This is a genomic window from Staphylococcus arlettae, assembly GCF_002902345.1.
Lineage (GTDB): Bacteria > Bacillota > Bacilli > Staphylococcales > Staphylococcaceae > Staphylococcus > Staphylococcus arlettae.
The window spans coordinates 45,050-69,779 of the sequence record NZ_PPQB01000022.1; the positions used below are offsets into that span (position 1 = coordinate 45,050).

Genomic DNA, 24,730 nt, shown 5'->3' on the forward strand with positions numbered 1-24,730 from the left:
ATATTGTCTGTAGTTACACTTTAGGTATCAGTTCTGCTACTACTTTTCATAAATATGGGTATGGGCAAAATCCTGCGAAATAACTCTCAACGAAGACTACAAGCTGAGGCAAAGCCCGCGGAAAGCGTGCACAAAAACTGTCAACAAAGTCATAGATTATGTCGATAAGCTATGGTGGTATGAGACGATTCAATAATATTCCATTCTTACTTTAGAACATAGACTACTTCAGGTAATAGTTCGTCTAAATCTGGCATGAAATATGGGCAGTTTTGGGCCGACTCCTGTGGGAATAGCACTGGCCAAAGACTACAGGCTGAGGCAGTGCCCGCGGAAAGCGTGCACAAAAACTGCCAACATAGCAGGAAGCTATGTTGCATTCCTTTTCATAATAAAAAAATATTTCATCCATACATAGAAAAAGCCATATGCTATAATGGGCAAAACAACAAACGTGGAGGTTTAAGTATGGAATTTAAAGTAGTGAAATCCGTCAATGATCCATTATTTAAAGAAGCAATCCAGCTCTATGATGCTAAATTAGACGTATCTTTAGCTGAAGGAGAAAAGATATTCCGTCAATCTTTAGAAAATAAATATACGAAAGATGATTATATCTTTCTCGTAGGTCTAGAAGATTGCCAAGCAGTAAGTCTGGCAACAGCACATTACGAAGCTACAACCAACTCATCTTTTTTAATTTATCTTATTGCCAAAGACAACCCCAACCACGACGAAGTTATCGCTTTAACATTAGAAGAAATTCAAAAAGAGATTAACCATTTATCCTATCAATTACATTCACGAGATGTTAACTTTATTATGCTAGAAGTGAAACAAGAGCCTGAAGACACAGAACAACTTGAAGACCAATCAACTATTTTAAGTAATCGTCGCCGCTTTCTGTTTGAACATGGCTTTGAAAAACAAAACGACATTGACTATATCGCACCGCAACGTAAAGGGGAAAGTCTAGAGTCACCTATGGATTTATTTATTAAACCAAATATCGAATTAACAAAAGATATTTATGGCGCTAGTATCAAATCAAATTATATCTTAAAATACGTTTTCGCTAACAAAATACCTCGCAGTGAAATCTACCCCCTTTTAGAGGAAATGGACCTACGTAAGCAGTCTTAATTTTACAAGGAACACTTGAAATGAAGACTTAAAGGGGTTAAACTAACATAGAAGTAAGACTGACGTTTCACTAACCGAAGACAAACGTCCGTATACATAATCACATATTAAGAAAGGGATTATCTCTATGTTAACGAAAGAATTTGCTCAACGTGTTGAACTAAGTGAAAAACAAGTACGTAAAATAGTACAACATTTAGAAGAACGTGGTTATCAACTTAGTAAAACTGAATACCGTGGCCGTGAAGCTACTGATTTCCATGAAGAAGATATTGAATTATTCCAAGATATCGCAGAAAAAGTCAAACAAACAAATAGTTACGATTTAGCCTTTGACGAACTAGAAAAAGAAAAAGACTTCTTACAAGTATTAGTCAAAGACACAGACGAACAATTACCAGCTGACCAAAATGTTGCTAATGTCATTGAAGACTTACGTACAGAATTGGAAAAAATGCGTGAAGAGCGCCACATGCTTGGTCAAATGATTAGCCAAGTACATAATCAACAAAACGAATTACGTGAGTTACAAAATCAAATCACTACAAAAATAGACGCAAATACGGAATCACTGACTGCATTACAAACATCTACTGAAGAAATTAAAACAACTCAGTCTGATATTCAAAGTGCGCAAAAAGAGCAATCTGAATTAGTAAAATCCAGTGTGGCAAATGAAACAATTGCAGCTAAACCTAAGCAGGAAGCTCAGACGGCAACATCTGAAGCTAATACTGAAACTGCTACGTCAACGAACGACAGTCAATCAGAAACAGCGTCAGCTAAATTAACTGAAGACGAGATTACATCTACTTCAACTAATTCTGAAAACCATGCAGCAAAAACACCACAAACTGCAAGTACGACTGAAGCAACTTCAGCTAAAACAACTACAGATGAAATTACTGAATCAACTGCGGAAAGTACTTCATCAACAAATGTTGCTGAATCTGAATCATCATCTGAAGAATCAACGACAAAATCTGAAGATCACAGTGAGACAACTAATACATTCAGCATAAATGACTCAGCTCAATCCGAACCAGCAAGTGAATCTGCACAATACAATTCACAATCACAAGGTGAGAAAAAAGGCTTCTTTGCACGTCTGTTTAATTTATAATATATAGCTATTTTTATAGTCTAGACTCCGGTCTAGACTTTTTTTAATGCTCTAAAGATTGTAATAATATTCTGACTATAATTTTTATAGTAATATTTGAGTTTTTCCTCTTGAATAAATATTGTTTTGCTACTATCCTTATTAGGTATGTCGGATTAAATTATATTAAAAGAAAGTGTAGGTCTTTACTATGTTATTTACTATTATTAACATAATTGTATTTGTGGCCTTCATCATCGGATTATATATTATGGCTAAAAGACACGTATCTTTCCCTAAACGTGTATTCACTGCATTAGGTGTAGGGATTTTATACGGGGTAGCCATCCATCTTATCTATGATGTCGATAGTAGTATAACTAAACAAACAACTGATTGGTTTAGTGTTGTCGGAGACGGTTATATTGCCTTGTTACAAATGATTGTTATTCCATTAATTTTTATTTCTATTGTTTCAGCGTTCACCAAAATACAAATCGGTGAAAAATTTGCGAAGATAGGCGTTTGGATCTTCGTATTCTTAATTGGTACAGTAGCTATTGCAGCTATTGTTGGTATTATTTCAGCATTAATATTTGGATTAGATGCTTCAACAATTGACTTAGGTAATGCTGAAAGCTCACGTGGTAGTGAAATTGCTAGCCAAGCAAAAGATATGACAGCACAAACATTACCTCAACAAATTTTAGAGTTACTACCAAGTAACCCATTCTTAGACTTCACAGGACAACGTACTACATCAACAATTGCAGTCGTTATCTTTGCAGCCTTTATAGGTTTTGCATTTTTACGTGTTATGCGTAAACAACCTGAAAGTGGCAATGTTTTAAAACGTGGTATCGATGCATTATACGCGTTAGTTATGTCTATTGTAACGTTCGTATTACGCTTAACACCTTATGGTATTTTAGCAATTATGACTAATACTATTGCTACAAGTGACTTTGCGGCAATTTGGACACTTGGTAAATTTGTAATTGCATCTTATGCAGCACTTATTACTATGTATATTATCCATTTAATTATTATTGGTGGTATTGGGTTAAATCCTATTACCTTCGTGAAAAAAACGGGAGAAGTATTACTTTTCGCTTTTACATCACGTTCAAGCGCTGGTACATTACCACTTAATGTGCAAACACAAAAAACACGTTTAGGTGTACCTGATGGTATTGCTAACTTCTCCGCATCATTCGGTTTGTCTATAGGACAAAACGGTTGTGCCGGTATTTATCCCGCAATGTTAGCTGTGATGGTTGCGCCAGCAGCTGGCGTTGAAGTGAATTTACAATTCATTTTATCCGTTATCGGTGTTGTTATTATAAGTTCATTCGGTGTAGCCGGTGTTGGTGGCGGTGCAACTTTCGCCTCTATACTCGTATTATCAACATTAAATCTTCCTGTCGCATTAGCAGGTGTCTTAATCTCAGTAGAACCATTAATCGATATGGGTCGTACGGCATTAAACGTCAACGATTCTATGCTTGCTGGTGCAGGTACTGCTAAACTTACAGATAACTTAGATAAAGATACGTACAACGATAGTACTTACGGTGAACTTACTGCCAATAATTAAACACCTAGTTACTATGTAATATTTATCTAACAAAAAACACTTCGTTAAATTCATCACAGCATGAATTTTAACGAAGTGTTTTTTTATATAGATTGCTTACTTTTTTAGTAACAAGTCTCCCTATGCCCTTCCTATTATTCACCAATTTAAAAACAACGACTTAACCCTTTTCGTTAGAGGAATAAGTCGTTGTTCATCTTGCTACAGCTTTTGTCTTTATTTGTATGTTTTCACCAGACACTCAAATTGCTAGCTTCTTTATGCTATAGGTTTGAAAGGGCCCCAAGTAATCTTCTTCTTACTATCTAATGGCGTTTGCTTAATCTCATGAGAGACGTCATCAAACCACTTTAAAAATGCTGCATATTTATCAAGTTGGGCTTCCATACTTTCTTCCGAAATGTCATGTAAATACCAGGTTTTACTTTCAAATTCGAATTGAATTTGTGTGTAAGCCATTCGCGTTAAGTGTGCACGATCATATAAACAATGTGCTTGTTTTACAATATTATCCACTTGCGGCAATAGATTGTGTGCAATGATGTTTTTGTGCTGTGTATTATCCAAATCATTCCACATTCTTACCTGACCATTCATTTGAAAGAAAATGTCCATAGTTGGATCTTTTTCATCAAAGGAAATTAATATAAATATACGTTCTGCCGTATGATCTACGCAGTTTAATGTACTTACAATGATTTTACTCGCTATTTTCGCCCAATATTGTTGTGCTTCTTCTGGAGTAAGTTGGTTGTTATCTATATGTGTATCACGCTTTTTTTCACTTGGACCCACTGCATCTGTGTTTTCATTCTTCTTAAATAATCTATCAAACATGCTCAACACAACCAACCCCTCTCTATAGTTACACAAAACTAAAAAACTTTTCGACACTAACACCATGTCATGGTATAGCTTGCTTACTGCTTAATAAAACCTGACTTATTCAGTTGTTCCAACATTTCAAGTCTTTGTTTACTACTCATAAAGCCAGCAATTTGATCTGACCATGTTTCTGAACGTTCTCCATTCGTACGATTACGATAATATTCACTTACTGTTTGGTCAAAAGCTTCAATTTCTTGTCGTTGACGTTCTTTGTCGCTATTATATTTGTTTTGATGGAAGATGTGTTCTAAAGGTAGACGTGGCTTAGGTTCGCCATTTTCATCGTCTGCAGGTTCGCCGAGAGCCATACCAAATAGTGGGAAAGTATGTTCAGGTAAACCAAGAATATCTTTAACACGTGCTACGTCGTTACGTAAAGATCCTAAATAAACCATGCCATAACCTTTATCTTCAGCAGTAACGGCAATATTTTGTGCTACTAAAGCCACATCAATTGCACCGACTAATAGACCTTCAGCAGATTCAAAAGACACGCTCATGTCTACTTTTTTATCGTCGTTAATCGTAGCATGTCTGTAATAATCCATAACGAACACTAATAAATATCCATTTTCAACAACGTAAGGCTGTCCTGACACTTCTTTTAATTGCTCTTTAATAGTAGGATCATTAATTCCGATAATCGAATACGTTTGTAGGTAACTAGATGTAGAAGCATTTTGACCTGCTTCTATTTATTCTTTTATCGTTTCCTCGGGAATGTCATTAGGCTTGAATTTTCTTACTGAATGATGTTGTTTCAATAAGTTATATACATAATCTGTCACATTAATCGCTCCTTATTTGTAAATTTCATACTTCACTTTAACAAATAAAATCGATTAACCCTTATTATAATGCTTACCCGTTTTCTCAACTTTTAAATATATTGAAAGTAAAATCATTTCTCGTTATGATAATTATAATGATAATAGTAACAATTTTCTGAAAATTTAAGGAGAGATTATATGTCAAAGGATACTAAAGTTATTGCAGATTCACTTTTCACTGCTTTCAAGGCGCATGAACCTATTGATTTTGTGAGCAACACATATAATATAACTGAAGCTGACGCATATCATACGCAATCATTATTAATAGAACAATTGCAAACTGTTGATAACTCTAATATCGCTGGCTATCGTGTTAATATGACTAATGACGCTACTCAAATACTTGCGAATACTAATGAACCTGCATACGGGACTATTTTATCCAGTAAAATTGTTCAATCCAATGAATCTATCTCATTATCGAGCCTATTTAATCCTCTCATAGAACCTGAAATTATGTTTATTGTAACTGACGACATTCCTATGGATGCTGATGATGCTACTATTTTGTCATGTGTTGATATCGCACCAGGTTTAGGAATTGCCGACGCCCGCTATAAAAATTGGTTCCCCAACTTTACTTTAAGTGATTTTATCTCAGATAATTCAGCCACAGGACTTGTTGTCGTTGGAGAAATTGTTCCAGCATCAACAATTTCCGCATTAGCGAATGTAGAAATGACATTAACACACAATAGTATAGAGGTTGCTGAAGGTTCCGCCGAAATCGTCTTGGGAAACCCCTTCAAATCATTAACATGGTTAGTTTCTAAATTACAACAGCACAACAAACAATTAACGAAAGGTCAACTTGTGGCTTCCGGTACGTTTATAAGAGCCTTACCAATAACTCATGGTACGTACCACGCTACTTTTACTGATATTGGTGAAATTAGCGTAACCTTTGTTGATTAAGCTACCATACATGCCTGATAAAACGAGACTGGGACAATATTGATTGTCTTAGTCTCTTTTCATATTGGCAGTAGCTGACTGCATTGAAAATACGCTTCAAATCAAGTTTGTTTCAATGCTAGTCATCCTTTCCGGGGTGGGACGACGAAATCATTTTTTCAAAATCAGATTTCTGTCCCACTCCCTTTTATTGTGTTATTTCATTATATTAAACTATTTTCATATTCTAAATGATGTTTAGTTGAGAATAAAAGTGGCTAATTGATATTAGTAGATTGCTAAATAAGTTATTACTACCTAACAAAATACACTTTACCGAATACGATGTCAGAGTGACACTGGTAGTTATAGAAACTAGGTCGTAATAAACATTTATTATGCAATGTTGTTTGTTGACTATTTCACAATGTCATGTGATAATGAATATCGGAGATTAGAATAATTATCATCAAACAATTGAAATAATCAATTGTTACAATCTTCGTGTCAATAAAAGTAACATACAATTTAGGAGGATGTTTTTCATGTCTTTAATCAATAAAGAAATTTTACCATTCACAGCGAATGCTTATGATCCACAACAAGATGAGTTCATCGAAGTATCAGAGGAAAATCTTAAAGGTTCTTGGAGTGTAGTATGCTTCTATCCTGCAGATTTCTCATTCGTATGTCCAACTGAATTAGAAGACCTACAAGGTCAATATGATAAATTACAAGAGCTTGGTGTAAATGTATTCTCAGTATCAACTGACACACATTTCGTACACAAAGCTTGGCACGATCATTCAGAAGCAATCAACAAAATCAAATACACTATGATCGGAGACCCTTCTCAAACAATCACTCGTAACTTCGATGTGTTAGACGAAGATCTTGGTCTTGCACAACGTGGTACTTTCATTGTTGACCCTGATGGTGTAGTTCAAGCAGCTGAAGTAAATGCTGATGGTATTGGCCGTGATGCTAGTACGTTAGTACACAAACTTAAAGCAGCTCAATATGTACGTCAACACCCAGGTGAAGTATGCCCAGCTAAATGGGAAGAAGGTTCAGAAACATTACAACCTGGTCTTGATTTAGTAGGTAAAATTTAAGGAGGCATTGATTCGAATGCTTAATGATGAGTTAAAATCACAACTTAAACAACTACTGGAACTTATGGAAGGCGATGTAGTACTTCAAGCAAGTATCGGTTCTGATGATAAATCTAAAGAATTAGAAACATTATTAGACGAAGTTGCAAGTATGTCATCTCATATCTCAGTAGAAAATGCTGACCTTAAACGTACACCTAGCTTTTCAGTCAACCGTCCTAATGAACAGACTGGTATTACTTTTGCTGGTTTACCAATGGGTCACGAATTTAACTCACTTGTTCTTGCCTTATTACAAGTAAGTGGTCGAGCACCAAAAGAAGAACAAGCGGTTATCGATCAAATTTCAGCTTTAGATCGTCCACTACATTTTGAAACATATATTAGTTTAACATGTCAAAAATGTCCGGATGTAGTACAAGCCCTAAACTTAATGAGTTTATTAAATCCTAATATCACTCATACTATGATTGACGGTGCTATTTTCAGAGAAGAAGCTGAAAACATTATGGCCGTACCTGCCATTTTCCTTAACGGAGAAGAATTTGGTAATGGTCGTATGACAGTACAAGATATCTTAACAAGTTTAGGTAGTACAGCTGATCCAGCTGAGTTTGATAACAAAGAGCCATACGATGTATTAATCATTGGTGGCGGTCCTGCAAGTGGTAGTGCTGGTATTTACACTGCACGTAAAGGGTTACGTACAGGTATTGTTGCTGACCGTATTGGTGGTCAAGTTAATGATACAGCAGCTATCGAAAACTTCATTACCGTTAAAGAAACTGACGGACCTAAGTTCTCTTCAGCACTTGAGGACCATATTAACCATTATGATATCGACGTTATGACTGGTGTGCGTGCGGATGATATCGAAAAAACTGACAGTGGTATTTTTGTAACTTTAGATAATGGTGCTAAGTTACAAAGTAAAACAGTTATTCTTGCTACTGGTGCACGTTGGCGTAAACTGCAAGTGCCTGGTGAAGAAGCCTTAATTAATAAAGGTGTTGCTTTCTGCCCTCACTGCGATGGTCCATTATTCGAAAATAAAGATGTTGCAGTTGTAGGTGGCGGTAATTCTGGTGTTGAGGCAGCAATAGACTTAGCTGGTATAGCAAGCCACGTAACCTTATTAGAACGTAATGCTGAATTACGTGCTGACGATGTATTACAACAGCGTTTAACTTCACTATCAAATGTAACAATAATCAAAAACGCTCAAACAACTGAAGTATTGGGCGACAATGCTGTAACTGGTATTGCCTATGAAGATTTAGCAACTGGTGCCAAACATGACATTACTCTTGACGGTATCTTTGTTCAAATCGGTCTATTACCAAATACAGAATGGTTAGATGACGCTGTTGAATTAAATGAAGCACATGAAATTAAAATTGATCGTCGTAATGCGACAAGTATGCCAGGCGTATTCGCTGCTGGTGATGTAACAGATGATCGCAATAAACAAATTATTATTTCTATGGGTGCAGGCGCAAATGCAGCACTTAATGCATTTGATTATATTATTCGTAATAGCGCTGAACCTGTACATCAATAAATTGACGATAACACACAAAGTAGACAACCCCTTTCGCATTAATTTGCGAAGGGGTTTTTATTTTCTATATATAATTTTTTGTCTGTAAGGACCTTAAATATTAGTTCTCCTAAAATCTTTTATAGATTGACAGTGTTTTATGCCGACTTCTGTGGGAATAACATTAGCCAAAGACTACAGGCTAATGCAAGGGCCCGCGCAAAGCGTGCATAAATAAACTGCCTACATAGGTATAATTTGTCGACAGTCTGAAGAGAGTCTTTTTGACTCTCCTTTTTATGTTATAATCGGCTCTAAAGTACTAGAAATTAGGTGTTTTTATGTTTTTACTTATTGTTGCCAGCATCCATCTCTACTTAATGAAACGTTTGAAAACTACATCTCCAACAAATAATTCAAGTCATAACGGCACAGCTTACCAATCAAAGCGCGCCATGTTAGGTCCCCTTTATTGGAAAACAGCACAGCATATGTACCAACGATTAACTACATATATATTTCGCAAAGTTTTTGTCATCGCCTTGCCTTTAACACTCATCGATATATGGTTATTCATAAGTTATCGCAATGGTATCATTTTAATTATTGAGGTCATTATCTATTTATTACTACTTATAATTATCTATAGATTAATAGAACGTAAATTAAAACAACTTCAGTAAATATCTTTTCTTGTTATCTCAGTTAGCAATGCCTATAATATTAAGAGGTTATTATATATTGCTCTATATACTGAACAAATTACCGTCGTTAATTAAATAACACGATTAAACAATATAAAGGAGTTAAATTACTGAATGAAGAAATTTAGAATTTTGTTATTATTATTTGCTACGCTATTCATGCTTGCTGCATGTTCTAATAGCGAGGATGATGATAATAAACACAGTCAAAAAAATGCACCTAAAAATGTCCAAAATATTTCTGAAGAAGACATATTTTCATCCTCAAAAACTGGAGAAAAAATAAGTACAGCAGAAATGAATAAAGCTATTGAAAAATACCTTGATGTTAACTCTGACATTATCGATAACAAATATCTTATGCAATACAAATTAGATAGACAAACTGGTACCGATACTAAAATCACTGATAAACAAGCACAACGCTTATCTAAATTATCTCAAAATGCTGTTAAAAACGATGTTCGTTTCAAAAAATTCATCGAATCTAACGACTTGCCAGAAGGATATAAACCCCATGCTGAACGAATCTTAAAATATTTCACTGCCTTAAACTCTACAATCAAAAATGTCGATAAAGATATTGAAGAATTAGATTATCAACCACAAAATAAACTAAATGTTGTTGATGTATCAGCCAAACATGCTGGTGACGTTAATGGTAAGCAACAAAAGAAAATTAAGCAATTTTTAGAAAAACATGATATTAACAGCGATGCTATCGATAAATAAAGTACAAATTATAAATTCACAAGAAAAATTGCACAATCATTGAGTTATTTCATTAACACCTATCAACAAAATAATACAATCATTACAAAATGATGACAACTTCCGCTATCCTTGTCACTCGCCGGTTAAAGCAATATTACACATCAACGATACACCCTGACATTCTATTTTTCGTAAAAAACCTTACATAATTGTAAGGTTTTTTATTGTTATTTAACTTTTGACGTTAGTCTCAATTTGTTAAACTGAGTTTGTAATTAGCACAGAGTATAAACTCAGACTGGAGGCACACATGGTTCTAACAATTTTAGTCGGAGCAATGGCTGCTGTCTTCATCGCAATCGGTCTTGTAGATAAACAAGAAAAACATGGCTTTATTTCAGCTAAACACATACTATTAAGCATTACTTATGTAGTGATTGCAGTGGTAGTTGGCAGTGTTTTAGATAATATCGATGTCTTTTTCGAAGGCTTTCACAATAGTATAACAGCAGCCAAAAAATATTAACCTGACCATGTTGAATTTAACATGATCAGGTTTTTTATATGCTTTAAGTTTCCGACAATTTTGCTGTACCCCGTTTAGTTTAATGTTATTCATTTTATAATTTTTAAAAATGATTTTTTATGATATTAAGCTACAAAAAATGTAAATTGTTCTTTACTATACATTTAAGTTATGTGACAATATAAACAATATTATAAACATTGGGGTGTCAGGAAAAAATGAAATATCGTGTTCCTATGCTATTTTTAGCTATTATATTTATTTCGCTGTCAATCCTTACTATCGCATCTAACAATCCATCAGGGGGAAGTGGTGTCACTGTTGATCAACCACAAGATATATGGATGGTTGTTGCTTTCGCTGTAAGTATCTTTTTGCCAGCGCTAATACTAGGAATTTTTAATTCCACAGCTACTCGTGTCATTTCTAGCATTTATCAAATTTTGTTTGCGATACCTGCATTTATATTAACTTTAGGTATCATCTTTACAACCGCAGTACCGATACTTGTTTTTGTCTTATTTTTATCGACAATAGTGATTACTGCCAGTGCGGTTACCACTTTATGCGTCACTTCATAACGATACATACTTAAGCCTTATTACAATTCAACGTAATAAGGCTTACAATTTTCTATTTTTTTATCTATCACTTGTGCTTTAGTTTCGTATCCTAAATATACAAAAATACAACGAATAACCACTTGATGCGCTACAATAGCAATACTATCGAGTGATTTATCGACTTCCTGTTCAAAAAAGTGTTGCACGCGTGCTAAAACATCTTCATAACTTTCGCCTTCAGGTGCCTTTTGAGTGAAACTATGTCTAAATTCACGATAATTGTCATCATTAAAGAAATGTGTATATTCGCTTTGCTGTTCTACATCCTCAACATGTAATCCTTCAAAAATACCTAGTGAACGTTCTCTTAGTAATGCTGTTGTCTCAGCGGGTATATCTTTATCAAAAATTGCATTATATGTTTGTCTTGTACGTTGCAAATCAGATAAATAAATTTGCTGTACACGATGCTTATCAAAATATGATTGTAAAAACTGCGCATCTCGAGTCCCTTTTTCAGTTAATGGAACATCCAATTGGCCACAAAAGTAATTATTTCCTTGTTTTTTATCATAATTAGACTGGGATTCTCCATGTCGGATTAAATAGATTTTCATTACACTCGCCTCTTTTCTTTCACGTTTCTAATACATTCATTTTAGCTTAAGCTAACAATGCTGTCACATCGTACAATACAACTATGGTAATGACACACAATTTGTTATGCTGTGAATTGAGGTGATGACTATGAATAATCAAACGCACGCTCAAGACATACAAGGTGGACGTGTGCTCGCTGCTATAAGTTATTTTAGTATCTTTTTTGCCCCGTTGATATTACCACTGATCGTGTGGATTTTTGCTTATAAGCCAGCGTCTACTCACGCTATGAAAGCATTAATTTATCATATTATTACATTAATTTGTCCATTTTTCTTAATTTTTAGTGGCGGATTAAGTCTAGCTACTTTGCAAGACAATACGTCAAATTGGGTTTCTGTAGTAGGCATAATGATTACGCTATTGTTCATTATTTTAACTATATGGTATACGATCAAAAATGTTTATCGTGGCGTAAAAGTGCTCATTTCTAAAACAGCTTATTTTTATCCATAAAAAGGTTGGGTTGCTTAGTGTTAACACTCACACTTCGACAACTCAACCTTTAATTAATTTGCTTTACTCAACAATAAATTGATAGACAAACCAACTAAGATGAAGCCAACAGCGTAATCAAAAAATGCTTTAATTTTACGATTAGCAAATAGTTTTTTGATATATTGAAAAATAAACACACAAAAAATAAACCAAATTAAAATGACTGAAGTCACTATAGCTGATAGGATCGCTATTTGAGATGTCACTGCGCCACCAGTAGAAAGAAACTGAGGTAGAATACTAATATAGTATAGTAACGCTTTAGGGTTTAATAAAGTACTTACAATACCTTGTCTATAAGAATTCAAATAACTAACTTGTGCTATTTTCATTGTTTCTGGAGTGAAATTTAAACCTTGGCGTGCACTAATAATACTGCGAATACCTAAGTAAATTAAATAACATGCTCCTAATATTTTAATTACTAAAAACACATAATACATTTGCGCTAAAATAAAAATAATACCAAAAATTGCTAATAATGAATAAATGACATGCCCTGATGTAATACCTAAAGCTGCCATTGTCCCGTTAACACGACCTGAAGAAATAGAATTTTTCATTACAATAAAAAAGTCAGGTCCAGGCACAATAATAATCATTAGCGTGATGGTAATAAACGTAAGTAATCCTTCCAACACAGCTTCCCCCTTTATTTTTTATTGTTAGCTTATCAATCTAGCATCAACTGCGCAATTACCTACGCTAAATTTATAGAGTCGCTCCCTACTCTATATAGCTATACATTTTATTATATTATTATGTTATTTTTACTATTATATTGTTTGATTTCATTGATTATTGACTCGTATATATGATATATTAATGGTGTAGTTGGAATCCGACTACTAGTCTTTTATATTCATGAACATATTACTCTTGGAGGCAACTATGTGTTGCCTCTTTTTTTATATTTTAACTCAATAACTTTAACCCCACTGTGCTTGCTAAAATCACTGCAATACATATAATCCGTTTAATGTCTTTAGATTCTTTGAAAAACAACATCCCTATCAAGGCACCACCTACTGCACCTATTCCAGTCCATACAGCATAAGCAGTACTCATCGGTAAATTTTGCATAGCATAAGTTAACGCTACAAAACTCAAGGCAAACAATATTAACATGCCTAACAAGTCCTTACTACGTTTATGATGTGTGTATGCGTTTAATGCTGTAATTGCTAACATTTCAAATATACCTGCTAAAATTAAAATTGACCAAACCATTATTTTTTACCTCCTTCACTTGGCGTTACAAGTTTCAAGCCAATAACACCGGCTAACAAAGCAAAAATCAAGACGATTTTCCCTATTATTACGGGTTGCCCAAATACTACAAAATCAAGAATCGTTACGCCAGTCGTGCCTAATCCAACGAAAACTGCATATGATGTACCTACCGGCAAATATTGTGATGCATTAATTAGTAAATAGAAACTAACAATAATAGCAATGATAGTTAATAACCATTCTAATGTAGTACTTGCATGCGTTAATCCGACAGCCCATCCTACTTCAAAAATAGCTGCAATAATAATTTTCAACCAGTTCATTTTTTAAACCTCCTATAAAATAAAAAGCCTGAGAAATAGTGCTATCACTATCTCCCAGGCTTTTATCCTTCCGTGTCACATGAATACATGTGGCTTTCTCTCGGACCAGACTAACGACTGTTACGGAACCCTAGAAAGCTTTTATTTAATTACTTTTAGCTTATCAAATAGTCCATACTCGGTCAATAAAACTTTTCATTTTTCACTTTATTTTACTTTTGATTCTATAAATACGTTTTCATTATATCAAAAATTAAGCCAAAACTCTCCACATTTTAATCGTTTTAATGTATAATGAAATCACATTAGAATTATTCTAATGTGAAATTGAGAATAATAAAGTATCACAAGATTTATTTCGTAATAGTAAGTTGTCACTTTGATTTTTCGTAGTATACCAAACTAACACAATCACGTAAGACACACTAGCTAAATGGATTAAAACTTGTTTTAAGCACATATTAGAGATTTAAAATTTGATGAAAGGTGAGATCGTTATGCAATTACTTGATTATAAAATGAAACAAGACAAACTCGTTGCAACTGTACGTTCAGATAAACAGCATTTATTCAAATATACTTTCGATATTCACACACCAGAATATGAAATTTTAGCTGTATTAGAAGAAATTAATCAACATGTTGATAATGGCTTCCATCCTTTAGGTTGTGCTATTATTAAAAACTTTGATTATAAGGACGTGCATGAATATTCTTTATAAAGTAGTCACATTCAAACCACTATGAGTACGCAATTGTTGAAAACATCAGTTGTGTACTTTTTTTATGCATTTTTCATATAAATCAATAGCATTATAAATTACAACTTATCACAAAAACTGTAGCTGTATTAACACCCCTATCAAAACTCGCTTGGCGAAAATACTGTACTTTGTACTACACTTGTCCATTATAAAAAGAGGTTTGAAGTGACACTCATTCCAAACCTCTTTCCTCTTATTTACCAAATAAGTATTGCCTATATTATTTTATTGTGCCGTAACCTCTATTTGCACATCAATATTTCCTTTAGTTGCTTTAGAGTATGGACAAAATGCATGGGCTTGATTAACATAGTCTTCCGCAACTTCTTGAGACATATTATTTAGTGTGACATTTATCGTACCACCTAATTTAAAGCCATTGTCTTCCTCATCGGTCAATAAATCAATCGTCACCTCAACTTCAGGTTGTGCATCTGTCACTTTGTTACGTTGTAATATGAGAGAAAGCGCACTATTAAAACAAGCACTATAACCAGCTGCAAATAATTGTTCTGGGTTGGTTTCAGTTACAGCATTACCACCCATAGCTTTCGGTGTGGCTAAGTTATGGGTAAATGTATTATCAGGGCTAAAGACACGTCCGTCTCTACCACCATTGCTGATCATACTAGTTGTATAAACTACTTTTGACATATAAAGCACCTCTTTTAAATTTTAAATTATCATTCTATAATATTAAAATACATTCAATTGTACTTAATCCAATAGAACTTAATCAAAATTATACTGTCACTCAAGTAGTGCTACAACTATTTTGCTTCGATACGCATTTGACAATAGGACGTTGACTTCCCCATTTATTGTTGAAAAGCTAATTGTTGTTGTCTAATAGCTTCGGCCATACCTTCATATGGTGCTTCTGCAATAACCTGTTCATTATTAACACCAGGTGTACCAACATATGTAATTGTTGCAAATTCTGGAACTACATATTTAGGATAGGTATCATATTTTTCGCGAGAAGCTTCCATTACATCGATATAATCATTTTGATAACATACTGTAATTTCTGGATGTTCATGCACCCATTTAGGAAAGAAAATCACCCCATGCATTAAATGTTGTTCAGGCACAAAATTTAATGATACGTCTGTTCCAGTAGGCTCTGTCCATGATATTTTATAAACTCCAGCTATAATTTCAACGATATCTGCTTTTTGGTCTTTCACCCATCTACCACCTACCATACCTGAATGAATTCGATAATCAATCGTTTCCTCATTTTTCACATACATTTCATATTCCCAGCCGTTATCATAAGTATAAATCATATGTTTTCCAATAAAATCTTGAAGTGTTGCCATTATTATCCTCCTATATATATGTAATTATTTACATGTTTACTTTTACATACTACTCTCGTATAATTATTCTGTCAAAATACCAGGAGTGAAAAAGTGAAAAATGTACTGCAATATACTATATTAGGACTACTCAATAACCAATCACTAACAGGCTATGAAATTTATAAGTCTTTTAGTGAAGCAATTGGCGAAATTTGGAATGCTAAACATAGTCAAATTTATAATGAATTAAAAAAGCTCGTACAATCTGAGCACATTTATATTTCGAACATTGATGAATCTAGCAAAATAGCCAAAAAAATTTACAGTATTACCCCTATTGGTAAAACCGCTCTGTACCACTGGATTGAAACAGCAGATGAAGAAGAAAACACCAAAGATCCATTTGCGATAAAAGTGTACTTTTATGATGCATTGTCAACTGAAGCAAAGCAGGAATTATTGCGAACTAAAAAAGTTGCTAAACAAGATAAGTTAACTCAATTAAATGCCATCTTTCAACAATTAGACCCTCACAAAGACGCACAACACATTCGTATATTAAAAAAAGCTCTTTTGCGTGAACAAGCTTATGTTGATTGGTTAGATTTTTGTTTATCCGAACAATAACTCACTATCTTAATTGACCAATCAAACTCAACTAAATAAACTTACTTTAGCAAGCAATCATAGGTTATAACTATAAAAATGGCTAATCCATTCAATTACTGGATTAGCCATTTTACTGTTGAGACACCTGACACGTGTCTACTGTGTTATTGATTATTATATTTTGCTATTTCCGCTTCTCTTAACTCTACACGACGTATTTTACCTGAATTTGTTTTCGGTAAATCAGTGACAAATTCAATTTCACGTGGGTATTTGTATGGTGCTACGTCCTGTTTCACATAATTTTGTAAGTCTTTTACTAATGCATCATCTGCCGAGTAATTATCTTGTAAAATTACAAAGGCTTTTACGATATTACCACGAATATCATGTGGCTTCGCAACTACTGCACATTCTTTGACTGCTGGATGCCCAATTAATGAATCCTCAACTTCAAATGGCCCAATAGTATAGCCTGAGCTTATGATAATGTCATCGCGTCGACCTTCAAACCAAAAATAACCATCCTCATCGACACGTGCTCTGTCACCTGTCACATAATAGTTACCACGTTTAGAGTCAGCAGTACGTTGTTCATCTTTATAGTAACCTTTAAATAATGCTGGAGAATCTAACGCAACAGCAATATCTCCAGTTGTACCATCTTCTATACGATTGCCATCTTCATCAATAATAGCCACTTGATCTCCTAAAATTGCGCGTCCCATAGAACCAATACGTGTTTCCGTACCTTTCAACGAACCAATTAATAACGTATTTTCAGTTTGACCGTAGCCATCTCTAACAGTAAGGTCAAAGTTTTTACGAAATTGTTCAATGACTTCTTGGTTTAATGGTTCACCTGCAGATACTGCACTGTGTAACTGTGATAAGTCATAGTCACTCAAGTTAGGTAACTTCGCCATTAATCGATATTCTGTCGGTGTACAACATAAGACATTAACTTCATGCTTTTGTAGTAACTCTAAATACTTCTCAGCATTAAACTTACCATTATAAACAAATGCCTTACCACCTGATCCCATGATAGATAAAAATGGACTCCACACCCATTTTTGCCAACCTGGTGCAGCCGTAGCCCACGCAGTGTCACCTTCTTCGATACTTAACCAATATTTAGGCGCAGTTTGCATATGTGCATAACCCCAGCCATGTGAATGAATTACTGCTTTCGGCTTAGCCGTCGTTCCTGATGTATAAGACAACAGTGCAATATCATCTCTAGATGTCTCTACCATTGCAAGTTCCGTTGATGCCTGTTGTTTTTCTGCCGTTAAATCATGCCAATGCTCAGCTTGACCTCCAACAACAAACTTAATTAATTCATCATATTCTGCAATTTGAGTGAATTCATCCAGATGCTCAGCAATAGCAACTACTGCACTGACTTCACCATGCGAAATTCTATGTTGTAAATCTTTTGTCCGTAACATTTCGGAGCTTGGAATAATCACCAAACCTAATTTTAGTGCTGCTAAGTAAATTTCATACGTTTCAATGGCACGAGGCATCAAAATTAATACTTTGTCACCTTTAGTTAGCCCATGATTTAAAAAAACGTGCCCAACACGATTCGCATTTTTAATTAGATTTGCATAAGTAATTGTTTGCGTTTCTCCCGCTTCATTTTCAAATAAAATTGCTTCTTTCGCAGGATTTTCCGCGTACTTTTCAATTTCTGAAACTATATTATATGTTTGTGGGGCAATTAAGTCTTCTTTTTTCATAATTTTCTCCTTCAAAATACATCGTTATACTAAATAAAGCATTCTAACATTTCATAAGCTATATGCTCAATCCTAGCATATATATTACGCCTATACCGTCGATTTGATAAGTAAAAAGTCAGAAAATTTACAATTTACATCATCTACTAATCCATATATCAACTTAGGCGCTTACTCCCTTCTTCAATAAATACCATTATTACATAATAACGCTATTATCCATGTAGCGTAATATAAATGCTCAGTATAATATAATTGTTTTATGTTCTATGACTATGTAGCAATGCTCTTTCATTTATCCTTTGACGCTGTATAATGTATGTTAAAATAGTTGACGTACTAACGCAGAATAAAAACGACACACTTAATTGAATATAACATATGGGGTAATTAACGATGGACAATAACTTAACTTTAAATATTACTATGAACGAAAAACGTGTGTTAAGAGAAATCTTTAATCATAATAATATTTCACGTACTCAAATATCCAAAAATTTAGAAATTAACAAAGCTACCATTTCAAGCATTTTAAATAGTTTAAAAGCAAAATCTTTAGTATTAGAAGTTGGTGAAGGTGACAGTACTAAAAGCGGTGGCCGTAAACCAATATTATTAAAGGTCAATGACCAATATGGTTATTTTATCTCATTAGATTTAACATATAATTCTGTTGAAATTTTGTATACTTATTTTGATGGAACAATCATTACGCACAATTCACACCCTTTAACAGATAAAAAAGTAAGTTCAATCTTGCACATCTTACAGCAAAAAATCAATATTACAGATAAACAAAGTACATTGTATGGGTTATTAGGAATTTCAGTATCTATTCACGGTATTGTGGATGATCATCATAACATTATCCACTTACCCTTTCATGAAACAGATGTCAGCGATATCACCACCGCGTTACAACAATTTGCGGCAGTACCTGTAGTCATTGAAAATGAAGCTAACCTTTCCGCACTCTATGAACACAATACTAATGGCAACCGCGATATAAATAATCTAATAGCTTTAAGTATTCATAAAGGTATTGGAGCTGGTCTAATCATTAATCAACAACTCTATAGAGGAGCTAATGGTGAAGCAGGTGAAATTGGTAAAACTTTAGTATCTAAGCCAACCGAAGTGGGTCCGACATTTTATAAAATCGAAGACATTTGTTCACAAGAAGCATTAATTCACCTTCTTACTACTAAGTTAAATAAAAATATTACGTTACAAGACTTAATTCATCTTTATAATGAACAACAGCCTGAAGTTATTGCTGCAGTTAATCAATTTATCCAACATGTAGCAGTGCTTGTCCATAATTTAAATACTCAGTTTAATCCCAATGCCATTTATATTAACTGCCCATTAATTAATGCTTTGCCTACAATATTGGAAGATATTAAGCAACAATTTTCACAGTATTCTAGAAATGCTATCAGCATCGAACTCACTTCTAATGTGAACTATGCAACACTATTAGGAGGTACATTAGCTATTACTCAAACTATTGTTGATATCGATAATTTACAAATAAATATTTAAACTCAAGCACTTTCTAATCTTAATTGTAGAAAGTGCTATATTTCTTCTTTTTTAGAAAGCGTTTACAAAATATTGTAATTGTGCTATATTCTCTTTAACGTTAGTTTGTTTAATAAACTAACCAACTAAATGAGGGGGCTAAACATGACTTATTTCAATATAGATCCAGTAACATACGAGGGACCTAAATCAAACAACATATATAGCTTTAAATATTATAATCCAGAAGAGAAAATTGGTAACAAAACTATGGCTGAACATTTGCGTTTTGGTGTTGCTTATTGGCACACTTTCACCGCTGATTTATCCGATCCTTTTGGAGTTGGAACTGCACAGCGTGATTGGAACAACTTAGAACCTATGGAACAAGCTAAAGCTAGAGTAGATGCTATTTTTGAATTTATGCAAAAAACACAAATTGAATATTTTTGTTTCCACGATGTAGACATCGCACCTGAAGGCTCAACATTACAAGAATCAAATGAAAATTTAGATGTTATAGTAGACCGCATTAAAGAAAAAATGGAAGAAACTGGAAAAAAATTATTATGGAATACTACAAATAATTTTACACATGAACGTTTCGTACACGGGGCTGCAACTTCATCTAATGCAGATGTCTATGCATATGCTGCAGCAAAAGTTAAAAAATCGTTGGAAATAGCTAAAAAATTAGGTTCAGAAAACTTTGTTTTCTGGGGTGGTCGTGAAGGCTACGAAAGTTTGCTTAATACTGATATGAAATTAGAATTAACAAACCTTGCAAACTTCTTTAAAATGGCTAAAAATTATGCCAATGAAATTGGATATACAGGGCAATTTTTAATTGAACCTAAACCAAAAGAACCAACGTCCCATCAATATGATACTGATGTGGCAACAGCATATGCCTTTTTACAAAAATATGATTTAGATGACATTTTTAAATTCAACATTGAAGCTAACCATGCAACACTTGCAGGTCATACGTTCCAACACGAATTACGTTATGCACGCGATAATGACATGTTAGGTTCAGTTGATGCAAACCAAGGACATCCCCTTTTAGGATGGGATACTGATGAATTCCCTACTGATGTTTTCGACACAACTTTAGCAATGTATGAAATTTTGAAAAATGGTGGTCTTGCGCCAGGTGGATTAAACTTTGATGCCAAACCTCGTAGAACATCATTTAAACAAGAAGATTTAGTGCTAACACATATTACCGGTATGGATACTTTTGCATTAGGTTTAAGAGTGGCACATAAAATGATTGAAGATAACTTTTTCGAATCAATAATGGACACTAAATATCAAACTTTCAAAGAAGGTATTGGGAAAAAAATTGTTGATGGTACAACATCTTTTGCTGAATTAGAAACGTATGCACATAATCTTACAAGCATCGATAATGCCTCAGATCATTTAGAAGTAATTAAATCACAGATAAATCAATACATTTTAAATATTAATAATAAGGACTGATGACATTGACTTATGTAATAGGTATGGACATTGGCACTAGCGCCTTAAAATCTATTGTCGTTAATAAACAAGGGGACGTTGTGACTTCACACAGCGTCTCTTATGATACACAACATCCACAATCTGGTTACAGCGAAATAGACCCTGACATCTGGTATAATGCTGCGCTTGATAGCTTGAAATATATTCTAACACAATACGAACCAACGGAAATTACAGGTCTCAGTTTTTCCGGTCAAATGCATGGTTTAGTAATTATTGATGCGAATGGAGCAGTCATTAGACCAGCCATATTGTGGAATGATACACGTACATCGACTGAAGTGGAAAATATAAAAAATACTGTGGGTCTAGACACCCTGCTTAACCAAACACAAAATACTGTACTCGAAGGCTTCACCTTACCGAAATTATTATGGGTCAAGAACAATGAACCACATAATTACAGTAAAATTAGTAAATTCATGTTACCGAAAGATTACGTAGTATATAAATTAACAGGTAATATATTTACCGAACCGTCTGACGCCGCAGGTACAATTATGTTCAACGTCAAAACTGAAACATGGGCAACATCATTGTTACAACAACTCAATATTGATGTTAATATCTGCCCATCAATTATAGAATCACATGGATATAGTGGATCATTAACATCTGAAATCACCCATCAACTTAACATCACCTCGAATATTAAGGTTTATCAAGGTGGTGCAGATAACGCTTGTGGTGCTTTAGGGTCTGGTATTACAGATAACAGCAAACAATTAGTCAGCATAGGAACTTCTGGAGTAGCGTTATCTATCGAAAACAATTCAAAGTTCGAAAATGATGGGAACATCCATTATTTCAATCACTGTGTGCCTAATCAAAAATACATTATGGGTGTCACTTTATCTGCAGGCTATAGCCTAGAATGGTTACGTCAATTATTAGCTCCGAAAGATGATTTCACAACATTTTTAACTAATATTAATGATTCAGTTGTCGGAGGGCATGGCTTGGTGTACACCCCTTATTTATTAGGTGAACGGACACCACATAATGATGCTACAGTACGTGGCAGCTTTATAGGATTAGATGCTAATACAACATCTTTAGATATGAAACGCGCTGTCTTAGAAGGTATTACATTTTCCATTCAAGACAGCATTACAATCATGCGTAATAACAGAATAGCAGTCAATGACATAGTATCTATAGGTGGTGGTGCTAAAAACAAAACTTGGTTACAAATACAAGCAGATATTTTCAATGCATCTATTACAACACGTACAGAAGAACAAGGTCCTGCCTTTGGTGCCGCAATGTTAGCAGCTATGGGTGCACAGTGGTTTGAATCATTTGAAACTATTAACCAAGCGTGGATTCAATTCCACCAACCAATTAAACCTATTACCTCTAATCGTCGATCTTATAGTCAATTGTTTGATATTTATCAATCTGTTTACCAAGCAACACAACCAATTACTCATGCACTAAGTCAATTTAAGTAATGAATCAAGGGGATGGGGACATGTCTAATTATGATAATAAAAAATTCATCTTTAAAATCGCTTTAATAGCAACACTTGGAGGTTTACTATTCGGTTATGATACTGCTGTTATTTCCGGAGCAGAACAATCACTACAAAAATATTTAACTCAACAATATGGTAGTTTTATTCACGGTATGACAGTTTCAAGTGCGCTTATAGGTTGTATTATCGGTGGCCTACTGTCATCAAGTTTTTCAAGTTATTTAGGGCGTAAAAAATCGTTACAAGTTGCAGCAATACTTTTTATCGTTTCATCATTATTATCGGGGTATCCAGAATTTTTATTTTTTGATCCGGGAAACTCTAGTGTCGGTTTGTTAATTATGTTTAATTTATATCGTATTTTAGGAGGTATCGGAGTTGGATTGGCTTCTGCCATTTCACCAATGTACATTAGTGAAATATCACCATCTGCGATAAGAGGAACTTTAGTTTCGTGGAACCAATTTGCTATTATTTTTGGTATGTTGGTAGTTTACTTTGTAAACTTTGGTATTACACACGGCGAGACACAACAATGGATTGATGCTGTCGGTTGGCGCTACATGTTTATGACAGCTGCCATCCCTTCTGTCATCTTTTTCTTGTTATTATTCTTTGTACCTGAAACACCACGCTATTTAACGTTAGTCAATAAACAACAAGAAGCACTAACCGTGTTAAACAAAATTTATTCCTCAAAGCAACATGCACAAAATGTACTAAATCAGATTTTATCTACTAAAAATAATACTAAAGACGTTAAAGCCCCACTTTTTAGTTTCGGTAAAACCGTTGTAATTGTCGGTATATTACTGTCAGTTTTCCAACAATTTATTGGTATTAATGTAGCTTTATACTATGCACCACGTATATTTGAAAATTTAGGTGCTGGAAGTAATGCTTCAATGATTCAAACTGTCGTAATGGGATTAGTTAATGTAATTTTCACTTTAATTGCTATAATATATGTCGATAAATTTGGACGTAAACCTTTATTAATTATCGGTTCTACAGGAATGACTATTGGTATGTTAGGCATGAGCATTTTAGCTGCAAATGGAGCTTTCGGTGTCATCACTTTAGTCTTCATGGTCATTTATACAGCATCATTTATGATGAGTTGGGGACCTATTATTTGGGTTTTACTTTCAGAAATTTTCCCTAATCGTATCCGTAGTAGTGCAATGGCAATTGCAGTAGCAGTTCAATGGTTAGCTAACTTTACAATCACTTCTACATATCCTTCAATGATGGATATTAGTGGAACTATGACTTATGGGTTCTATGGTTTAATGAGTTTATTGTCTTGCTTATTCGTGTGGAAATTTGTACCTGAAACCAAAGGTAAAACACTCGAAGAGTTGGAAAATGTTTGGCGTAAAGATAATACATTATCAGAACAACAATATAATCATACAAGTTCTACGCATTAATACA

25 protein-coding genes, 1 pseudogene and 1 riboswitch are annotated in these 24,730 nt (G+C 34.1%); of the genes and pseudogenes, 17 read left to right on the top strand and 9 right to left on the bottom strand.

Translation table 11 applies throughout. From position 1 onward, the window contains the following. Nucleotides 1-468 precede the first annotated feature (468 nt). The 3 genes from CD036_RS10370 (at nt 469) to CD036_RS10380 (ending at nt 3,842) form a co-directional block, all read left to right on the top strand. Nucleotides 469-1,143 (top strand): hypothetical protein, encoded by a 675-nt coding sequence (locus CD036_RS10370; protein WP_103388596.1) that lies wholly within the window; start codon nt 469-471, stop codon nt 1,141-1,143. 127 nt (nt 1,144-1,270) lie between these two features. Beyond that, nucleotides 1,271-2,266: a hypothetical protein gene (locus tag CD036_RS10375; protein WP_002509584.1), complete on the top strand. Its 996-nt coding sequence runs from the start codon at nt 1,271-1,273 to the stop codon at nt 2,264-2,266. Between the two features lie 190 nt (nt 2,267-2,456). After that, on the top strand, nt 2,457-3,842 hold the full coding sequence (locus CD036_RS10380) for an L-cystine transporter (RefSeq protein ID WP_002509585.1): 1,386 nt from the start codon (nt 2,457-2,459) through the stop codon (nt 3,840-3,842). Between the two features lie 258 nt (nt 3,843-4,100). Here CD036_RS10380 and CD036_RS10385 read toward each other — a convergent pair whose 3' ends face one another. Together CD036_RS10385 and nfsA are read right to left on the bottom strand one after the other, a co-directional pair. Continuing rightward, nucleotides 4,101-4,679 carry a hypothetical protein gene (locus CD036_RS10385; protein ID WP_002509586.1) on the bottom strand — a complete coding sequence of 193 codons (579 nt, stop codon included), beginning with the start codon at nt 4,677-4,679 and terminating at the stop codon, nt 4,101-4,103. Nucleotides 4,680-4,762: 83 nt separating this feature from the next. After that, nucleotides 4,763-5,518 (bottom strand): annotated as a pseudogene (nfsA, locus tag CD036_RS10390) (oxygen-insensitive NADPH nitroreductase). A gap of 180 nt (nt 5,519-5,698) precedes the next feature. Between nfsA and CD036_RS10395 the strand changes: the two are divergent. The 7 genes from CD036_RS10395 to CD036_RS10425 all read left to right on the top strand — a co-directional run bounded on the left by CD036_RS10395 (nt 5,699) and on the right by CD036_RS10425 (nt 11,637). Further along, nucleotides 5,699-6,478, top strand: coding sequence for a 2-keto-4-pentenoate hydratase (locus CD036_RS10395; RefSeq protein ID WP_103388597.1), 780 nt, complete (start codon nt 5,699-5,701; stop codon nt 6,476-6,478). A 524-nt stretch (nt 6,479-7,002) separates the two neighbouring features. Further along, nucleotides 7,003-7,572, top strand: coding sequence for an alkyl hydroperoxide reductase subunit C (gene ahpC / locus CD036_RS10400; RefSeq protein WP_002509589.1), 570 nt, complete (start codon nt 7,003-7,005; stop codon nt 7,570-7,572). A gap of 16 nt (nt 7,573-7,588) precedes the next feature. Next, nucleotides 7,589-9,133: an alkyl hydroperoxide reductase subunit F gene (ahpF, locus tag CD036_RS10405; RefSeq protein ID WP_002509590.1), complete on the top strand. Its 1,545-nt coding sequence runs from the start codon at nt 7,589-7,591 to the stop codon at nt 9,131-9,133. A 320-nt stretch (nt 9,134-9,453) separates the two neighbouring features. After that, nucleotides 9,454-9,795: a hypothetical protein gene (locus CD036_RS10410; protein ID WP_002509591.1), complete on the top strand. Its 342-nt coding sequence runs from the start codon at nt 9,454-9,456 to the stop codon at nt 9,793-9,795. Nucleotides 9,796-9,930: 135 nt separating this feature from the next. After that, entirely contained in the window at nt 9,931-10,548 is a 618-nt protein-coding gene (locus tag CD036_RS10415; protein ID WP_103388598.1) for an NDxxF motif lipoprotein, read from the top strand. Between the two features lie 292 nt (nt 10,549-10,840). Continuing rightward, entirely contained in the window at nt 10,841-11,056 is a 216-nt protein-coding gene (locus CD036_RS10420; protein WP_103388599.1) for a hypothetical protein, read from the top strand. A 218-nt stretch (nt 11,057-11,274) separates the two neighbouring features. Beyond that, the gene (locus CD036_RS10425; RefSeq protein WP_002509594.1) at nt 11,275-11,637 is read left to right on the top strand and encodes a YdeH family membrane protein; all 363 of its coding nucleotides are present in this window, start codon (nt 11,275-11,277) and stop codon (nt 11,635-11,637) included. A gap of 20 nt (nt 11,638-11,657) precedes the next feature. Here the strand turns inward: CD036_RS10425 and CD036_RS10430 are convergent, their stop codons facing one another. Continuing rightward, complete coding sequence (locus CD036_RS10430) at nt 11,658-12,236, bottom strand: histidine phosphatase family protein (protein ID WP_103388600.1); 579 nt, start codon at nt 12,234-12,236, stop codon at nt 11,658-11,660. Nucleotides 12,237-12,366: 130 nt separating this feature from the next. Here CD036_RS10430 and CD036_RS10435 point away from each other — a divergent pair, with 130 nt between their 5' ends. Beyond that, complete coding sequence (locus CD036_RS10435; RefSeq protein ID WP_103388601.1) at nt 12,367-12,735, top strand: hypothetical protein; 369 nt, start codon at nt 12,367-12,369, stop codon at nt 12,733-12,735. A gap of 53 nt (nt 12,736-12,788) precedes the next feature. On the opposite strand, the gene CD036_RS10440 is transcribed toward CD036_RS10435, so the two are convergent. From CD036_RS10440 to CD036_RS10450, 3 genes are all read right to left on the bottom strand, one after another. Continuing rightward, a complete protein-coding gene (locus CD036_RS10440; RefSeq protein WP_103388602.1) occupies nt 12,789-13,415 on the bottom strand; it encodes a LysE family translocator in 627 nt (208 codons plus the stop codon). Nucleotides 13,416-13,692: 277 nt separating this feature from the next. Next, nucleotides 13,693-14,007: a DMT family transporter gene (locus CD036_RS10445; protein ID WP_021459332.1), complete on the bottom strand. Its 315-nt coding sequence runs from the start codon at nt 14,005-14,007 to the stop codon at nt 13,693-13,695. Further along, nucleotides 14,007-14,333 (bottom strand): DMT family transporter, encoded by a 327-nt coding sequence (locus tag CD036_RS10450; protein ID WP_002509599.1) that lies wholly within the window; start codon nt 14,331-14,333, stop codon nt 14,007-14,009. Before CD036_RS10450 ends, CD036_RS10445 begins: the two co-directional genes overlap by 1 nt. Nucleotides 14,334-14,382: 49 nt before the next feature. Continuing rightward, nucleotides 14,383-14,478: riboswitch (guanidine-I (ykkC/yxkD leader) on the bottom strand. Between the two features lie 352 nt (nt 14,479-14,830). On the opposite strand from CD036_RS10450, the gene CD036_RS10455 reads away from it, so the two are divergent. Next, nucleotides 14,831-15,055 (top strand): hypothetical protein, encoded by a 225-nt coding sequence (locus CD036_RS10455; RefSeq protein WP_103388603.1) that lies wholly within the window; start codon nt 14,831-14,833, stop codon nt 15,053-15,055. A gap of 267 nt (nt 15,056-15,322) precedes the next feature. On the opposite strand, the gene CD036_RS10460 is transcribed toward CD036_RS10455, so the two are convergent. Both CD036_RS10460 and padC read right to left on the bottom strand, forming a co-directional pair. Beyond that, nucleotides 15,323-15,751, bottom strand: a complete 429-nt coding sequence (locus CD036_RS10460) for an organic hydroperoxide resistance protein (protein ID WP_103388604.1) — start codon at nt 15,749-15,751, stop codon at nt 15,323-15,325. Between the two features lie 164 nt (nt 15,752-15,915). After that, the gene (gene padC / locus CD036_RS10465) at nt 15,916-16,422 is read right to left on the bottom strand and encodes a phenolic acid decarboxylase (protein WP_103388605.1); all 507 of its coding nucleotides are present in this window, start codon (nt 16,420-16,422) and stop codon (nt 15,916-15,918) included. 93 nt (nt 16,423-16,515) lie between these two features. Here padC and CD036_RS10470 point away from each other — a divergent pair, with 93 nt between their 5' ends. Next, the gene (locus CD036_RS10470) at nt 16,516-17,031 is read left to right on the top strand and encodes a PadR family transcriptional regulator (protein ID WP_002509603.1); all 516 of its coding nucleotides are present in this window, start codon (nt 16,516-16,518) and stop codon (nt 17,029-17,031) included. A gap of 146 nt (nt 17,032-17,177) precedes the next feature. Here the strand turns inward: CD036_RS10470 and mbcS are convergent, their stop codons facing one another. Continuing rightward, entirely contained in the window at nt 17,178-18,761 is a 1,584-nt protein-coding gene (gene mbcS, locus CD036_RS10475; protein ID WP_103388606.1) for an acyl-CoA synthetase MbcS, read from the bottom strand. Nucleotides 18,762-19,157: 396 nt separating this feature from the next. On the opposite strand from mbcS, the gene CD036_RS10480 reads away from it, so the two are divergent. The 4 genes from CD036_RS10480 to xylE all read left to right on the top strand — a co-directional run bounded on the left by CD036_RS10480 (nt 19,158) and on the right by xylE (nt 24,726). Beyond that, nucleotides 19,158-20,306 carry an ROK family transcriptional regulator gene (locus CD036_RS10480; protein WP_103388607.1) on the top strand — a complete coding sequence of 383 codons (1,149 nt, stop codon included), beginning with the start codon at nt 19,158-19,160 and terminating at the stop codon, nt 20,304-20,306. 144 nt (nt 20,307-20,450) lie between these two features. Continuing rightward, nucleotides 20,451-21,773, top strand: a complete 1,323-nt coding sequence (gene xylA / locus CD036_RS10485) for a xylose isomerase (RefSeq protein ID WP_021459335.1) — start codon at nt 20,451-20,453, stop codon at nt 21,771-21,773. Next, on the top strand, nt 21,773-23,269 hold the full coding sequence (xylB, locus tag CD036_RS10490) for a xylulokinase (protein WP_371861072.1): 1,497 nt from the start codon (nt 21,773-21,775) through the stop codon (nt 23,267-23,269). Before xylA ends, xylB begins: the two co-directional genes overlap by 1 nt. Nucleotides 23,270-23,289: 20 nt before the next feature. Then, a complete protein-coding gene (xylE, locus tag CD036_RS10495; RefSeq protein ID WP_103388608.1) occupies nt 23,290-24,726 on the top strand; it encodes a D-xylose transporter XylE in 1,437 nt (478 codons plus the stop codon). The last annotated feature ends 4 nt before the right edge of the window (nt 24,727-24,730 follow it).

What these genes read in the sequence shown, in the direction of transcription:
- ahpF (WP_002509590.1), top strand. Translation starts at nt 7,589, where the DNA reads ATGCTTAATGATGAGTTAAAATCACAACTTAAACAACTACTGGAACTT.
- CD036_RS10425 (WP_002509594.1), top strand. Translation starts at nt 11,275, where the DNA reads ATGAAATATCGTGTTCCTATGCTATTTTTAGCTATTATATTTATTTCG.
- padC (WP_103388605.1), bottom strand. Translation starts at nt 16,422, where the DNA reads ATGGCAACACTTCAAGATTTTATTGGAAAACATATGATTTATACTTAT.
- CD036_RS10370 (WP_103388596.1), top strand. Translation starts at nt 469, where the DNA reads ATGGAATTTAAAGTAGTGAAATCCGTCAATGATCCATTATTTAAAGAA.
- CD036_RS10445 (WP_021459332.1), bottom strand. Translation starts at nt 14,007, where the DNA reads ATGGTTTGGTCAATTTTAATTTTAGCAGGTATATTTGAAATGTTAGCA.
- CD036_RS10415 (WP_103388598.1), top strand. Translation starts at nt 9,931, where the DNA reads ATGAAGAAATTTAGAATTTTGTTATTATTATTTGCTACGCTATTCATG.
- CD036_RS10410 (WP_002509591.1), top strand. Translation starts at nt 9,454, where the DNA reads ATGTTTTTACTTATTGTTGCCAGCATCCATCTCTACTTAATGAAACGT.
- CD036_RS10460 (WP_103388604.1), bottom strand. Translation starts at nt 15,751, where the DNA reads ATGTCAAAAGTAGTTTATACAACTAGTATGATCAGCAATGGTGGTAGA.
- CD036_RS10385 (WP_002509586.1), bottom strand. Translation starts at nt 4,679, where the DNA reads ATGTTTGATAGATTATTTAAGAAGAATGAAAACACAGATGCAGTGGGT.
- CD036_RS10435 (WP_103388601.1), top strand. Translation starts at nt 12,367, where the DNA reads ATGAATAATCAAACGCACGCTCAAGACATACAAGGTGGACGTGTGCTC.
- CD036_RS10395 (WP_103388597.1), top strand. Translation starts at nt 5,699, where the DNA reads ATGTCAAAGGATACTAAAGTTATTGCAGATTCACTTTTCACTGCTTTC.
- CD036_RS10450 (WP_002509599.1), bottom strand. Translation starts at nt 14,333, where the DNA reads ATGAACTGGTTGAAAATTATTATTGCAGCTATTTTTGAAGTAGGATGG.
- CD036_RS10375 (WP_002509584.1), top strand. Translation starts at nt 1,271, where the DNA reads ATGTTAACGAAAGAATTTGCTCAACGTGTTGAACTAAGTGAAAAACAA.
- ahpC (WP_002509589.1), top strand. Translation starts at nt 7,003, where the DNA reads ATGTCTTTAATCAATAAAGAAATTTTACCATTCACAGCGAATGCTTAT.
- CD036_RS10480 (WP_103388607.1), top strand. Translation starts at nt 19,158, where the DNA reads ATGGACAATAACTTAACTTTAAATATTACTATGAACGAAAAACGTGTG.
- CD036_RS10380 (WP_002509585.1), top strand. Translation starts at nt 2,457, where the DNA reads ATGTTATTTACTATTATTAACATAATTGTATTTGTGGCCTTCATCATC.
- xylE (WP_103388608.1), top strand. Translation starts at nt 23,290, where the DNA reads ATGTCTAATTATGATAATAAAAAATTCATCTTTAAAATCGCTTTAATA.
- CD036_RS10420 (WP_103388599.1), top strand. Translation starts at nt 10,841, where the DNA reads ATGGTTCTAACAATTTTAGTCGGAGCAATGGCTGCTGTCTTCATCGCA.
- CD036_RS10455 (WP_103388603.1), top strand. Translation starts at nt 14,831, where the DNA reads ATGCAATTACTTGATTATAAAATGAAACAAGACAAACTCGTTGCAACT.
- xylB (WP_371861072.1), top strand. Translation starts at nt 21,773, where the DNA reads ATGACATTGACTTATGTAATAGGTATGGACATTGGCACTAGCGCCTTA.
- CD036_RS10430 (WP_103388600.1), bottom strand. Translation starts at nt 12,236, where the DNA reads ATGAAAATCTATTTAATCCGACATGGAGAATCCCAGTCTAATTATGAT.
- xylA (WP_021459335.1), top strand. Translation starts at nt 20,451, where the DNA reads ATGACTTATTTCAATATAGATCCAGTAACATACGAGGGACCTAAATCA.
- mbcS (WP_103388606.1), bottom strand. Translation starts at nt 18,761, where the DNA reads ATGAAAAAAGAAGACTTAATTGCCCCACAAACATATAATATAGTTTCA.